The 14,717-nt window shown below is 41.1% G+C and carries 14 protein-coding genes; 6 read left to right on the top strand and 8 right to left on the bottom strand.

The genetic code is table 11. From position 1 onward, the window contains the following. Positions 1-186: 186 nt before the first annotated feature. The 4 genes from ACZ43M_RS02840 to ACZ43M_RS02825 all read left to right on the top strand — a co-directional run bounded on the left by ACZ43M_RS02840 (position 187) and on the right by ACZ43M_RS02825 (position 4,187). A complete protein-coding gene (locus ACZ43M_RS02840) occupies positions 187-777 on the top strand; it encodes a guanylate kinase (protein WP_464505976.1) in 591 nt (196 codons plus the stop codon). A 125-nt stretch (positions 778-902) separates the two neighbouring features. Then, complete coding sequence (locus ACZ43M_RS02835; RefSeq protein ID WP_464505975.1) at positions 903-1,550, top strand: glycosyltransferase; 648 nt, start codon at positions 903-905, stop codon at positions 1,548-1,550. Between the two features lie 167 nt (positions 1,551-1,717). Continuing rightward, a complete protein-coding gene (locus ACZ43M_RS02830) occupies positions 1,718-2,917 on the top strand; it encodes a CynX/NimT family MFS transporter (RefSeq protein ID WP_464505974.1) in 1,200 nt (399 codons plus the stop codon). Positions 2,918-3,404: 487 nt separating this feature from the next. Further along, complete coding sequence (locus tag ACZ43M_RS02825; RefSeq protein ID WP_464505973.1) at positions 3,405-4,187, top strand: GNAT family N-acetyltransferase; 783 nt, start codon at positions 3,405-3,407, stop codon at positions 4,185-4,187. Positions 4,188-4,230: 43 nt separating this feature from the next. Here ACZ43M_RS02825 and ACZ43M_RS02820 read toward each other — a convergent pair whose 3' ends face one another. From ACZ43M_RS02820 to ACZ43M_RS02810, 3 genes are read right to left on the bottom strand one after another with little or no spacing between them, the layout of a single operon-like run. Further along, positions 4,231-4,734 (bottom strand): DUF5381 family protein, encoded by a 504-nt coding sequence (locus tag ACZ43M_RS02820; RefSeq protein ID WP_464505972.1) that lies wholly within the window; start codon positions 4,732-4,734, stop codon positions 4,231-4,233. Position 4,735: 1 nt separating this feature from the next. Continuing rightward, complete coding sequence (locus ACZ43M_RS02815) at positions 4,736-5,512, bottom strand: hypothetical protein (RefSeq protein ID WP_464505971.1); 777 nt, start codon at positions 5,510-5,512, stop codon at positions 4,736-4,738. A gap of 9 nt (positions 5,513-5,521) precedes the next feature. Next, positions 5,522-6,796 carry a glycine zipper domain-containing protein gene (locus ACZ43M_RS02810; protein WP_464505970.1) on the bottom strand — a complete coding sequence of 425 codons (1,275 nt, stop codon included), beginning with the start codon at positions 6,794-6,796 and terminating at the stop codon, positions 5,522-5,524. Positions 6,797-7,099: 303 nt separating this feature from the next. Here ACZ43M_RS02810 and ACZ43M_RS02805 point away from each other — a divergent pair, with 303 nt between their 5' ends. After that, positions 7,100-7,288: a hypothetical protein gene (locus ACZ43M_RS02805; RefSeq protein ID WP_464505969.1), complete on the top strand. Its 189-nt coding sequence runs from the start codon at positions 7,100-7,102 to the stop codon at positions 7,286-7,288. 36 nt (positions 7,289-7,324) lie between these two features. On the opposite strand, the gene ACZ43M_RS02800 is transcribed toward ACZ43M_RS02805, so the two are convergent. Both ACZ43M_RS02800 and ACZ43M_RS02795 read right to left on the bottom strand, forming a co-directional pair. Next, positions 7,325-8,128, bottom strand: coding sequence for a VOC family protein (locus ACZ43M_RS02800; RefSeq protein WP_464505968.1), 804 nt, complete (start codon positions 8,126-8,128; stop codon positions 7,325-7,327). A gap of 206 nt (positions 8,129-8,334) precedes the next feature. After that, positions 8,335-9,810, bottom strand: a complete 1,476-nt coding sequence (locus ACZ43M_RS02795) for a methyl-accepting chemotaxis protein (RefSeq protein ID WP_464505967.1) — start codon at positions 9,808-9,810, stop codon at positions 8,335-8,337. 227 nt (positions 9,811-10,037) lie between these two features. On the opposite strand from ACZ43M_RS02795, the gene ACZ43M_RS02790 reads away from it, so the two are divergent. Next, positions 10,038-11,327: an NCS2 family permease gene (locus tag ACZ43M_RS02790; RefSeq protein ID WP_464505966.1), complete on the top strand. Its 1,290-nt coding sequence runs from the start codon at positions 10,038-10,040 to the stop codon at positions 11,325-11,327. 88 nt (positions 11,328-11,415) lie between these two features. Here ACZ43M_RS02790 and glpK read toward each other — a convergent pair whose 3' ends face one another. From glpK to ACZ43M_RS02775, 3 genes are all read right to left on the bottom strand, one after another. Continuing rightward, positions 11,416-12,906, bottom strand: coding sequence for a glycerol kinase GlpK (gene glpK / locus ACZ43M_RS02785; protein WP_464505965.1), 1,491 nt, complete (start codon positions 12,904-12,906; stop codon positions 11,416-11,418). A gap of 25 nt (positions 12,907-12,931) precedes the next feature. Further along, positions 12,932-13,759, bottom strand: coding sequence for an MIP/aquaporin family protein (locus tag ACZ43M_RS02780; RefSeq protein ID WP_464505964.1), 828 nt, complete (start codon positions 13,757-13,759; stop codon positions 12,932-12,934). Between the two features lie 295 nt (positions 13,760-14,054). Further along, a complete protein-coding gene (locus ACZ43M_RS02775; RefSeq protein ID WP_464505963.1) occupies positions 14,055-14,627 on the bottom strand; it encodes a glycerol-3-phosphate responsive antiterminator in 573 nt (190 codons plus the stop codon). Between the last annotated feature and the right edge of the window lie 90 nt (positions 14,628-14,717).

Here is a 14,717-nt window from a genome sequence, read left to right as displayed (position 1 = left end):
TAATCATTGAAAAATCGTTGCATAAAAATAAAATATTTTTTAGAAACCTGGTACTATTTCCCTGCTTTTCTATCCATAGTTTCCCAATAGCCTGTTAATTTGCTATAATAATAGCAGTACCTCTTCATCTCCTGTCATAACTCCTTCAGTAAAGGTCGTATACATCAATTTTAAAGGAGGCTCCCTATGTACCAAATCAAAGGAAAAGAACTCATATTCGTTTATACAGGCCCCGATGGCTCTGGAAGAAAAACGATCGCAAAAATGGCCGCAAGCGCATTCGACATGGAAACCGTCCTCTCCTACACCACCCGTTCACCACGCCATTATGAAAAGAATGGTGAAGATTACCACTTTGTCAGCGAAGAAACCTTCAAGCAGATGCAAGCACAACAGGAGTTTCTTGAAAGCGTAGAAATTGATGGAATTCATTATGGCATCCGGGAACAGGATATTGTCGATGCATTCAAAAATCATGAACTTGTCTATTTAACATTAAACCCCGAAGGTGCTGAAAAATTAAAATCAATGTACGGAGATCGTGTCGTTCGAATTTTTGTTTACGCTGACCGGGACACTGTCATCGAGCGGCAAAAAATTCGTCAAGATAGCGATGAAGTCATTGCGCGTCATATGAGCCACTATGACGAAACGATGAACTATAAAAACAACTGTGAACATGCTTTTGAAAATTTTGATTCTCCGCAAGTTTCTTACCAAGTGAGTGAAGTAATTGAATCCTATCTGGACAGAAAGTTAACTGTTACAGATTATTAAACAGAAAAGGGTCAGTCAACCCGCTGTGTTACAAGGTAACTCGGCCGGGAACTGACCCTATTCTTATTTCTGGTCTGGAATCAGTGGAAATCCCCTTTGGCATCTATCTTGAGGACCTTCATAATTTGAATAATGTCGAAGAGCGAATCGAAAAGGACAAGATTAACCATATTTTCGTAAGCTATCGGGATCATTTTATTACAAACTTTCCGAACCTTGCCGGAAAAATGAAATGGCTGCCACATCATGTCAACACCGCTATATTTAAAGATTATCACCTCTCAAAGGACATTAAAATGCTGATGATGGGTGCCGTTTACGAATACTACTATCCAATTCGGCACAAGATTCTGCAAACCCTCTCTGGAAATATTGATTTTGTCTACCATCCCCATCCAGGCTACCGGGATATTAATGAAACTGATGGGGATTTCGTAAAAGAGAAATATGCCATGGAAATTAATAAAGCACAGCTTTTTTTCACATGCGATTCCATTTATAAATATCCCTTACTGAAATATATGGAGGTTCTCTCCTGCAATACACTGTTACTTGCTCCTGACTCTCCTGAACTGCAAGACCTGGGGTTCCGCTCAGAAGAAAATTTCGTCGCGATCGATGAAGAAAACTTCCTTGAAAAGGCTGGGTTTTATTTAAAAAACGAGCAAGAGCGGAGAAGGATCGCCAATAATGGCTTAAATCTCATTCAAGAAAGACATACAACTGCGATCCGCGCCAAGGAACTTCTTGGAATGATTAGCAGTATTATTTAGATTGAAATAATTCCATGTGATAAACCCGTTGTAATGGGGATTATGAGGGCCTCTGATTCTATCGGTCAGCGGCCCCCTTTTTTAAAATGCCCCAACAACACCGCCTCCTGCTTGACACCAAATTATGGTATAATTTAAAAAGTTTGTTCAACTTAGGAGGTTTTCGATTGGAGTTGCAAAAATCTAAGGCTCAACCGAAATCGTTATACATATATCTGCTTGTAACCGGGATTGTCCTGGTTGCCTTTAATTTACGTCCTACAATAACGTCGTTGGGGCCGTTGATTGGCATGATTCAGGAGGATGTCGGGCTCGCGCACTGGAGCGCCGGGCTGCTGATGAGCCTGCCGTTAATTATGTTTGCCATCATGTCACCGCTTGTGCCTAAAATCGCGGCGCGGATTACAAATGAGAGGACGTTGCTGGTTGGATTAATCATTCTCCTTGTAGGAATTGGATTCCGTTCAGTCCCAGTAACGCTTTTCGTATTCACCGGCACGGTTTTGATAGGAGCCGGAATTGCGATTGGAAATGTACTGCTGCCAGCTATTTGCAAAGACAAATTTCCGCAAAAATTCGGGTTAATGACGAGTATTTATTCAACGTCTATGGGCTTAATTGCCTCACTTGCCTCTGGAATCAGTGTTCCGTTAGCTGTCGGTATGAATTTTGGCTGGCAAGGGTCTTTGCTTGTTTGGGCTATTCCTGCCTTGGCAGCGATTGTCATTTGGGCCGTTGTTGTAAAAACAAATCGCAGCGGGCAGCATGATATCGGCAGGGTTCGTTCCAGTTCCACTGGCGTCTGGCATTCTCCGCTTGCCTGGCAGGTTGCAACCTTTATGGGGTTTCAGTCGTTTTTATTTTACGTGACGATTTCTTGGCTGCCTGAAATTCTGCATAGCCACGGAATGAGCATGGAAAAGGCTGGCTGGATGCTCTCTATTATGCAGTTGATTGGTCTTCCCGCCAGTTTCTTCATTCCTGTTATTGCTGGACGTTACCGTTCGCAAATATGGATTGCTTTCATGCTAAGCATTTGTTCCTTGGTCGGCTACTCAGCATTGCTGTTAAGCTCGTCACAAGTGATCTTATACGTAAGCATTTTCTTTATCGGGATTGCCCTCGGCGGCAGTTTCCCTCTCGCTTTGAGTTACATCGGACTCCGAGCAAGAAATGCCGGCATGGCGGCAGAATTATCCGGAATGGCCCAGTCGACAGGCTATATTCTGGCTGCCATAGGCCCATCATTAATCGGTATCTTATATGATGCAACCCATTTATGGACCATGCCGCTGATTACCTTAATCATCATCTCGATTGTTGTCTTGGCATTCAGCATGTTAGCTGGGCGAAACCGATTTGTTTAAAAAATAAGCTCTGTTATTATGAATTTCGTTTTGGTATGCGAATCTATAGACGGAGAATTTTGGTATGCGAAACTATAGACGGAGAATTTCCGGCTAATTTATAGAGAGGTAGCTTAAGAAGCTGATATAAACGGAGATATTCCGACTAACGGCATTAAATAAGACAAAATCCAAAGATTTGGATAATTTAAGCGGAAAAACTTCCGCTATTTATAAGGAAATATCGGTATTTCCCAATTTAGCCGGAATTTCTCCGTTTATTTTCAAACACAGTGAAATCAACATTCAGTTATAACAGAGCAAAAAAATAAAGAAAGCCGTGGCAGGGAAGGCAATTCTGCTCCCTGACCACGGCTTTCTTTAATGTATCTAAATCCGTTTTTGTTCAATTTTTGGAATGCTGGTTTTTGGGGAAAAATTTTTAACATAATCTTGAAATTATTGAATTGTCCGTATACTCTATTAAAAAGTAAAGGGGGAAATTATTGTGATCAAAAAGCTAACAGAAGCCGACCATGAGCAGGTTCTTGCTTTTTTAAGCGAGGAACCGTCTATTAATCTATTTATCATCGGGGATATCGAGGCGTTCGGATACTCTTCGGATTTCCAAGAGCTTTGGGCGGAGTTTGATGAACAGAACGGTATTAAGGCCGTTTTATTGAGGTACCATACATCATTTATCCCCTATGCCAAAGGGGAATTTGATATAAACGGGTTTGTTTCCATCATGAAACAGTACAACCAGCCGATAGCGCTGTCCGGCAAGTCCGATATCGTGGAAAAGTTTGAAGCCTTCCAAGAGCTAACACTAGGACCAAAGCAGGTTACATTTTTTGCAGAATGCACTTCAGCTGAAAATCTTGGCACCACTGATGCTGAAATCAAAGCAGCCACTCTCGAGGACGTTGACCGAATCATCGAAATTCGCAAAACCATTGAGGAATTCCATATTCGCAGCGATGCCCGCGATATGTTGAAGCAGGCGATGGAAACCAAAACAGGCAGGACCTATTATACCGAAGACCAGGGTGTCGTCACGGCTGCCGTTTCAACAACAGCGGAAAATTCCATTTCGGCGATGGTTGTCGGTGTCTGTACCCTGAAGGACTATCGCCGTCAGGGACTAGCAACTGCTATCATGCAAAAGCTGTTCAAAGTGGTTCTCGATGAAGGAAAAACACTTTGTCTGTTCTATGATAATCCGGAAGCAGGCCGCATATATAAGCGGTTAGGGTTTAAGGATATTGGCAAGTGGACGATGTACCGTTAAAAAAAGCGTGTCAGGCACAATTGCCCGACACGCTTTTGCTTATTTATGCCGTTTTTACACGACTCCGCTTCGCCCAGTTGTCCTTCAATTCCGGACTTCCCTGTGGAAGCACATAGGTCTCAATAACTTGCTCAATAACATTCTCTGATAATAAATTATAAGTATTAAACTTTATTTTTTTATTATTCTTGGTACGGACATTTAAAACCTTAAAGGAAAGACCGCCCCAATAGATGTCACTGATTTCACTGATGGCGGCTGACTTTTTTCTGCTTTTTATATAGCCATTTTCAATCGTAATCAATGTTCTGCCTTCCAAAAATACAGACACTAGCTGCAAAAATTTCGTTAAAAAAAACAATGTGGCCGGCACACCGATTAGGATACCGAAAAAAGCTCGCCCAACCCCCGAATTGGGCACCACGTAGAACAGAATAAATAACCCGGCCAAAGTCATGAGCCCGATACCGGAACCCATGCAGCCTGCCCAAAATTTTAAATAAACTACCTCAATTTTGTTGTCAGATACTTTAACGCTATGTTCCATTTTATTGTATTTCCTTTACCATACTATTGGATAAATTCCGCTCTAATAAGGTGTCAATTGTCCCTTTATTTCCTGATTTGATATCAAAAAGTTCACCTTGCTTTTCGATAATCCAGTTGTTATTGGGATTATTGGTGAACATGACAACGTTCTTCGCCAACGGTTCTTTATCGTCGTTGAATTCAAGGAACAACAGCGTATTTAACCTGCCATTGGTGTCCTGCAGGATCTGGTTAAATTGCTTTCTTGCCCCAGTTAACTGAGGAGCGTCAAATTGTTTGCCATTATCCTGGAGGCTTGAGAGCATCTCCTCCAATTCGCCCTGAGTCATCAACATCTCCAAGTCAGCATCTCCCTCACCTACCCGATAAAAGTCATGGACCAAGCTGCTGACTTCCTGTAAAGAAACAAAAGCGAAGGTATGAACTTGTTCGTCATAATGAAGCGAATGCTTAATAATGCTAGAATCTTTAAAATGAAATGACAAGGATTCCTCGCCACCCTGGCTTGAGTGCCGGGAAGCTTTTATTGACTGCTCGGAATAGTTAAGGGCAGAAATAATTTCCGCGATCCCTTTTTTTAACGTAAATTTGTGATCCTGATAATCTAGCAGTTCCTTGGCCAACAGAGTACGGCAAGAGATTTGCAGCAGCAAATCCATTTTTTCGTCATCCAAATCGCCGAAATAGACCTGCTTGAGGGCGTTTCCCTCCTCAAAATATCCTTCACTGTAAAAACAATAGATTAATTCTTCAATAGAAAGTGAGATTTGATTCATTATTTCCTCCTAATTTCCAAAAGAAAAAGCGTTAAATAACTTTTTGGAACTATTTAATAGGTTGCCGGCATGTTCCTTGACATCATTAAATCCCTCTTTAACTTTGTTCACTCCAGATGCAACCGCTTCTGTACCTTTATAGATTCCTTCCTTAAAATGAACTGCTGCCTTATCAACAAATGCCGGCGTGTTCTCTGTCAATTTGTCCCCAAGCATGCTGCCTAAGAATCCGCCAATGGTAGCACCGGCGACGGTACCGATTGGACCGGCCAAGCTTCCGATTGTGCCGCCAATCGCTGCTCCCGCTACTGAAGTAGCTGACACGACAGCCGTTTTATATACTGCTCTACCGACTACCTTTGCATTCTCTTCTTTTAATGTCTCAATATCACCGCCATAAATGGAATAGTTTTCGGTGATTTTGATTCCTGCCCCGACAGCTTCTGTCCCTGCCGTAATCACAGCAGCCAATATCGCATTGGACTTCACAAGCTTACCGGATGCTTTTAAGATGGCACCCGCGTTGTTTTTCACCGCATTTAACCCGCTTGTGAATGTTGCTCCGGATTGGGCAACCGCATTCTTAAGTGTTGCCACACTGTTGCTAAGATTCACAATATCCTTCGGAAAGAAACTAGCAAATCTTTTATAAATTAATTCGCCCAATGATTTATTCTTATGACGGAAAAGTGTCATTGGATTGACCATCATTCTGGCTAGAAAGTTAAGCTTGGAGCCTTCGATTTTTTTAATGATGCTTCCGATGGGAAGCTTCGTTTTTCCAAGGAGCACATCATCCGCCAGCTCAAACCGGCGTAGGATTCCGTCTACGTCCGAGAATTTGAAACCGAGCAAATGCAGGACACCGGCACCTCCCATATACTGAAGGCCATGCAAAACATCCTGCAAACGGCTAATGGTGTTGTTGTAAAGCTCGTAGGTATCACTAGGATATCGGCCGTTTAAAATTTTTTCTGCCAAACTGTGTTTGTCATCAATGGCAGCGGCCTGATGATTTAACCGGGCCTCAACAGCACTATATTTGCTGACTGAAGTGGAGGCAAAGTTTTTTATACGATTCAGGTTTGCTTCCACTTCATCCATGGATGCACAAGCAGCTGCAATCCTGCGGCCGATCCCATTGCGATTATATATTCTATGATCGATACTATACCTAAATCCTGCTACATTGCTCTGGATATTGAGCAGCCGGTCGATATTTTGATCTAACCCTGCGATGGAGTTTTTAACAACATCGGTATGAATAATAATTTTTGATGACAAGCTATTCCCTACCTTTTTCAGAATTTTATTCAATTGCCTATTGGACAGGCGATTAATGGAAATTCACACATATTCTAATTATAAAAGAAGAATTTTGTGGAAGGAATATTCTGTCTTACCTATATATGGGGTAAAGATGGAAGGAAAATGGGTCAAAATAACTATAAATAGGTAAATTATTTCTCTGTTTCATGGATGTGCTAACCTATTTGTGTGATTTTGGATTGATGTCAGACCTCCGCATAAAATTGGCCTCATGAAAATATGTTTAAATAAGTATCCTTACAAAGGGGTTGTATAAAAATGGCCATCTTTAATAAAATCGCATTATTCTTTGTGGTGTTGTATTCATTTTTCATCATTGCAAATACCTATTTAGGGGAAACAGAACGGGTACAATCCAATGTGATCTATTTCTTGATGAACGGATTTGCTTATATCGTCACAGCCTTTGAGCTTGAAAAGGAAAGGCAAATCCAAGAGAGAGCATAAATTTGCCCCCACTTCGCCTGAAGTGGGGTGTGCTGTTTATTTTACCTGCAAGAACCCATTGAGCAACTCCATAAAGCTTGGCTGTCCTCCAGTGCCCTTTATCGTGAATAAAAAGGGTGTTTCCCCCTTTTGCTCAAGGGCTGTCGCTGGTGGACCTTCTCCTAGCGGGCTGTAAAATAGCAGTTCAGTTCCTGTTAAGGGCAGTTTTTTGCATGCTGCATTCAAGATGGGGTCAGTGTATTCCTCACTAGGTTCGATGTTGAGAAGTTTCCCCCAGAGTGCTGCGGTTTTATTTAAGTCTCGGACTACGAAGCCAACGCTTTCAAATTGAGGCTGCCCCTCAAGCAGGCCCTGCTGTTGGAATTCTGTCAATCGTTCATCGTCTGATTTTTCCCATTGGATAAAAAACGGCAACTTGAGCCCGCTGGAGTCAAGTTCCGGAAATAGCAGTGACCATCTGATTGTTTGTCCGTCGGCCCGGACCCGCTCGCCTGGTATTGGGCCATAAACCGTTAGACCCTGTTGCTTCAACCTTTCAGCCAACACTTCAATTTCGTTTGTCCGAATCGCAATCGTTGCCGGACCCTCACCATTTTCTTTTTGCAGCTTTTCCACGATATGTGTGATGAGACGGTTCTCATAGTGGGTTTTCGCGAGCTCCATGTCCTCGATTCCTAGGAATTCTAGATAGCTTAGTCCAAAATAGCTAAGCGTATTATATGTACCCCATTTTTCATGCCTGCCGCCTTGGATAATGTTGATGCCCAGTTGTTTCAGCGGTGCGATGGCATCCTCCGGCTTCTTTAAAAACCAGACCAAATGATCGAATGCTAATTGCATGTGGAACACCCCTTTCTATTAGTGTATCTATTTAAGTATTGGTATTAAATAGGTTTGCTAAATTTTGCGACTTTTTTCATTATGAAACCTTATTCATGGGATTTGTTAAAAGGGACTGAATGTAAGGTCGAACCATCTTGTAGGATTTTCCACGGTTAATAATAAAAAAGGCACCTTCCCTTTTTTTGGAATGGTGCCTTTTTAAACTAAGCATTAAAACTACTTTTGATAGTGTCTGCACTTGTTGCTAAATCAGCCATATAATTTGCAATTTTTGTATTATCATCACTAATAGTTTCGATACTTGCGCTCATCTGGTGGAGCCCCGCTGAGGCTTCCTCGATGATTGCTGCCAATTCAGTTGTTGATGAGTCTACATTTAGAGATTTTTGATTTACATCTGACAACAACAGTTCAAAATTAGAGAATTTTTCATTAAGTTGATCAACAGTAAGGCTAAGCTGATCAAAGTAATTTGAAACTTCTGCTGTAGCATCTACACTTTCAGTTAACTTACTTGCGCTGCTTGTCATATTTTCCAAAGCGAGGTTGTTCGTATGAATAACTTCTGCAAGGTTTTGAGTTATGTTCTCTGTTGCCTTATTTGTTGTTTCTGCTAACTTTCTAATTTCAGACGCAACAACAGAAAAACCTTTACCAGCCTCTCCCGCCCTAGCTGCTTCTATGCTTGCATTTAATGCAAGTAAATTTGTTTGATTTGTGATATCTTTTATTGTACCAGCAAAGCTGTTGGTTTCATGAATTTTAGTAGTAAGATTCTCAAAAGTTGAGTTTAATACAGAGATTAACATTTTAAGTTCTGCCATATCTCTATTTAAATTAGCTACCTTTTCCGTACCGTTTTTGGCGATGACTTTTGTATTTTCAGAATCAGAGTATAAATCCTTCGTTACCTCTTCCATTTGCTTCATTGCGTGTACGGTTGATCGGGTATTTTCTGCTATGCTGGATACCTGCTCGCTTTGAACTTGACTCCCAACTGCAACTTCCTGGATAGCAATTTTAATCTCTTTTTGGGAATTGGAATTATGCTGAATTTGATTATTAACATTATTTATCTGTTCAACGATTAAGGTAATTTCACGTTCCAATATAGCGTTTTGTTTTTGTTTTTCCTCAGCATTTTGTTCTGCGTCTCTCAATAATTGTTCTACCGTATCCTGTTGACCACTATTAATTTTGATTAAGAACCATAAAGAAAGACCAGCAAGCAAGTAGGTTAATAGTCCAGAAGCAAATACTTCTTTTGTTGCCGGATCTCCAGCCTGAAGGAAATTAGTTATAAATGCCACTAAGCCTAAGCTTGCACTAGTGAGAAAAAGTTTCCGATTAAAAGGAACTGCGATATAAACTAAGATGAAAGAAAGAATCTGATAATTTGAAACTGCTCCACCGAAAAGAAATATTAATGTAAAAAGAAAGACAAAAATTAAAATTCCACTTAAATACGGAAACAAGCTTTCCTTCTTAAAGACGAACTTTAATAGTACATACAATAAGATATAAGCAAAAAGTTCAGCCCCATAACTAATTGTTGTTAAAGCATCCTTTGTCAAAACATTATAGAGGAGGCCAATTATAAGGGAAAATAAAAAAGAATAAAACATAATCTTGTTTTTTTGCTTCAATGTCCTGTTATTCATCTCTGCAACTGCATCCATACCTTCACCTCTTAGTTTCATAGTCATTACATCTATCGGATTTTTTTAAATAATAGTTTAGCCTTATGCATGAATTTTCAAAAAAATATGTTATATTATCTTATTTTTTCCGCTCCTTGCCATTCCCAATTTCTGTGTTATAATATACCCCGGCATAAGTTGAATCGAAAAAACTATTAAACTTGATGCGGGTGGGAGAGGGACACACGAGAAAGTGTGATAATGAAATGAAGGGAGTTTTCAAACTTAAGCAGCATGGAACCAATTTGAAAAAGGAGGTTGTCGCGGGCTTAACGGCGTTTTTTTCAATTGTCTATATCATTGCCGTTAACGGGAGTATTCTACAGGATGCGGGTATTCCGCTCGAAGCGGGAATTATCGCAACCGTGCTTGCCTCGCTGATTGGCTGTTTATTAGTGGCGTTTATCGCCAACGCACCATTGATCCTTGTACCGGGAATGGGTATTAATGCTTTATTTACCTATACGATTGTCGGTTCGATGGGGCTGAATTATATGGAGGCACTTGGGGCAGTCATCATTTCCGGCATCCTATTCGTGATAGTGGCCTTCACGAAACTATCGTCCATCTTATCACGGGCGATTCCAACCTCGTTAAAAGAATCGATTTCCGTCGGAATAGGCTTATTCATTGCCTTCATCGGCCTGCAAAAAAGCGGGATTATCGTCGGCAACCCAACGAACTTTGTGGCACTCGGCAATTTAGCCTCACCAGTTGTGCTGGCAGCGTTAATTAACCTGGTAATTACCTTGTTTTTATTTTTAAAAAAGGTGCCTGGGAATTTTCTGATCAGCATTGTGTTGGGGACAATTGTTTCCTACTTTTTTGGCCTGGTGAAGTTTTCGGGAATCGATACCGGCCTTATTTCTTTCACTGAATATAAGGATGTTTTCCTAAGTGCGGATTTTGGAAAAATAACGACCATTCCGTTTTGGACAGCTGCTTTTTCATTGGTATTAGTGCTTGTTTTTGAAAATATTGGCCTGTTGCATTCACAGGTGGATGGAATGCTACAGGCACCGGAAAAGAACGGGAAATCTCTAAAAGCGATTTCCATGTCGACGATCGTGTGCGGTCTTTTCGGCACAAGCCCGTCGGTTTCAACGGTAGAAACCGCTGCTGGGATAACGGCAGGTGGAAGAACAGGGTTAACCGCGGTGGTTACAGGTTTTCTTTTCCTAGCATCACTTTTCTTCATGCCGCTAATTAAACTGGTTCCGGCAACGGCAATCGCACCAATCCTGATTATTATCGGCGGTTTGATGCTGACCAACATCGTCAATATCGATTTCACCGATTTTACCGAGGCATTTCCGGCATTTCTAGTGATTATCATGATTCCGTTAACCTACAGCATCGTCGACGGAATTGCGTTCGGATTTATCGCTTACCCGCTGGTAAAGCTGTTTACCAACAAAAAACAGCAGCTTTCCCTATCAATCTATATTATATCGTTCCTGTTCCTGACCAATTTCTTATTGCATTCGGTCGGGTGAGGAATCAACTCAATATAGAAAAAGACCTCATAAACACACTGGAATGAATGTTCCATTGCGCTTACTGAGGTCTCTTTATATTACTCTATTATTTAAATGCCTGTGCGGCGTGTACTGCTTTTTTCCAGCCTGTATATAGCTGTTCTCTTTGCTCTTCGACCATATCAGGATTAAATGCCTTATCTACTTTCCACTGGGTTGCGATTTCTTCTCTGCTTTCCCAATATCCAACTGCTAATCCAGCTAAGTAAGCAGCACCTAATGCTGTTGTTTCTTTAATTTCCGGACGTTCTACCGGTACATTCAACACATCACTTTGGAATTGCATTAAGAAGTTATTAGCAACTGCGCCCCCATCCACACGTAATGCTTTGAGTGAGATTCCAGAGTCTGCTTCCATTGAAGTCAAGACATCCTTCGTTTGGTAAGCAAGCGATTCCAGAGTTGCACGAACAAAATGTTCTTTTGTTGTTCCACGGGTTAAACCGAAAACAGCTCCTCGGACATCACTATCCCAATATGGTGTTCCTAAACCAACGAATGCCGGAACAACATATACACCGTCTGTCGATGCTACACTTGTTGCATACTCTTCGCTTTGTGCAGCATTATTAAACATACGAAGTCCATCACGCAGCCATTGAATAGCAGAGCCAGCAACGAAAATACTTCCTTCTAAGGCGTATTCCACTTTGCCGTCAATGCCCCAGGCGATTGTGGTTAATAGTCCATTTTCAGACTTAACCGCTTGTTCGCCGGTATTCATCAGCATAAAGCAGCCTGTTCCATAGGTATTTTTCGCCATTCCTGACTCATAGCAAGCTTGTCCAAATAACGCTGCCTGCTGGTCACCAGCAACACCGGCAATCGGCACATTATAACCAAAGAAATGGTAATCAACTGTTTTACCATATACTTCAGAAGAAGGTCGTACTTCTGGAAGCATGGAAGCTGGTACAGTTAGAATTTCTAATAATTCCTCGTCCCATTTAAGCTCGTGAATATTGTACATTAAGGTTCTGGATGCATTGGAGTAGTCCGTTACATGGGCCTGTCCGCCTGAAAGCTTCCAAATCAGCCATGTATCGATCGTTCCGAATAACAATTCGCCGCGCTCCGCTTTCTCACGTGCACCTTCAACATTGTCCAAAATCCACTTTACTTTTGTGCCGGAGAAGTAAGCATCAATTAGTAATCCTGTTTTATCTCTAAATAATTGGTCATGGCCTTGTGCCTTTAGTTCTTCACAAATTTCTGCTGTTTGGCGGGATTGCCACACAATCGCGTTGTATACAGGCTGTCCTGATTCTTTGTCCCATACCACTGCAGTTTCACGTTGGTTCGTAATCCCGATTCCAGCCACTTGTTCAGGTTTCACGTTTGCCTCTGCTAAGCAAGAAGCGATAACTGCTAAAATAGAACCCCAAATTTCACTGGCATTATGTTCAACCCAGCCTGGCTTAGGAAAAATCTGAGTGAACTCTTTTTGAGCGACATGAACGATTTCTCCCTTTTTATTAAACAGAATAGCACGTGAACTTGTTGTACCTTGGTCTAATGATAAAATAAATTTTTCCATTATGTTGATCTCCCTTTAAGTAAAATTATGCTGCTACTTTCTTTGCTTTTTGATGATCACCTTGAGGTTTCTTGCCCATAAAGAACGCTGCCGCAAGAACAACAACGCTTGCACCGATAACCATCCATAGGCTTGATGTAGGCTCTCCCAAGAATGCTGCTTTGTAGAATAGGCCGCCTAGTGCTCCACCAAGGATTGGTCCAACGATTGGAACCCAAGCATAAGCCCAATTGGAAGGTCCTTTGCCTGGAATCGGAAGCAGCGCATGTGCCAATCTTGGACCGAAGTCACGTGCCGGGTTGATGGCATATCCAGTTGTTCCGCCTAAGCTTAAGCCGATGCTGATAATAAGGAAGCCAACGATTAATGGATTTAGTCCGTCTGTGAATTTATTTGCTCCAATTGCTAAAATACCTAAAACAAGTGCGAAAGTACCAATCATTTCACTAATTAAGTTTGCAAATGTATATGGAATTGCAGGACCTGTTGCAAAAGTGCCAAGCTTTGCTCCCTGATCATCCGTTTCTCTCCAGTGTGGGAGATAATGGAAGTACACCAGTGTTGCACCAATCATCGCTCCAAGAACCTGAGCAATGATATAAGATGGGACTTGACTCCATGCAAAATCACCTGTAAATGCCAATGCAATTGTTAAAGCAGGGTTAAGATGTGCACCGCTTATGCTCCCCGTTGCATAAGCAGCAATTGCAACCGCCAACCCCCAACCAAAGGTAATGACGATCCACCCGCTGCTGTTGGAGAGAGATTTCTTCAGGTTAACCCCTGCGCAAACTCCTGCCCCCAACAAAATCAAAATTGCCGTTCCTACCAATTCACCCCAAAAAGCTGTCATAATGATCCTCCTCTTTTTCTTGTAAATCTTAGGGAAAATAATTGGGAAAAAGAAAAAGGAGACACAAACGAATACCCCCATAAACAGGGCATTTCCGTGAGTCTCCTTGATCTCCATCACATATTATCAACTTAATTACAATATAATCGTTTGTGAAAACGCTGTCAATCCAGTTCACAAAATGTACAAATTTTTATAAAAAAACATTTTTTCAATATAATAAAAAGACATTCCTGAGCATAAGGAATGCCTTTCATTATTTCATTTCACCCAAATAGTTTAAAACAACTGGAGCCTAGTTTACTTTTTGTAACGGCTCAAAATGCTTCCATAATTCCTCGTTAGATGTGGTAATCGAGGTAGCTCCAGCATTGTAGGCTTGTTCTACCTCTTCAATAGAATCGATTAACCCTCCGGCGAAAACTTCTCTATCAGTACGGTTCCGAACGTCTTTAATAATCTTCGGGATAATTCCTGGTAAAACCTCAATGTAATCTGGTTGGGTCCGCTCGGTTATGCCAATACTTTTTTCAATTGAGCTGGAATCCAATAAAAATAAACGTTGAATCGATTTTACCCCTTTTTGCCTTGCCTTCATAATGACGCTTCCCCTAGTGGAAATTATTCCAAATGGTTTAAATTCCTGACAAATATACTCTGTGGAAAACTCATCATTTTTTAACCCGTAAATCATATCCATGTGCACGATTAACTTTTTGTTGTTGGCCTCCGCCAATTGAAAAATTGGCTTCAATCTGGAAATGTGCATTTCCATGATTACAAGGTATTCATAGTTACTGGACATCATTTTTTCCAAATTCTCAATTTTCCGAATTGCTGGCAGCACCTTTTGTCCATAAAAACTCATTGTACCCTTCACCCTTCGTTTTTCAGGCTCTTTTTACTATTTTATTACATTATTAAATCCAATAGTCATCATAACAAAGCTAAAAAATGT

Source organism: Neobacillus sp. B24 (assembly GCF_055381825.1).
The sequence above is the reverse complement of the archived record's forward strand: the minus strand, read 5'-3'. Positions and strand labels throughout refer to the sequence as shown.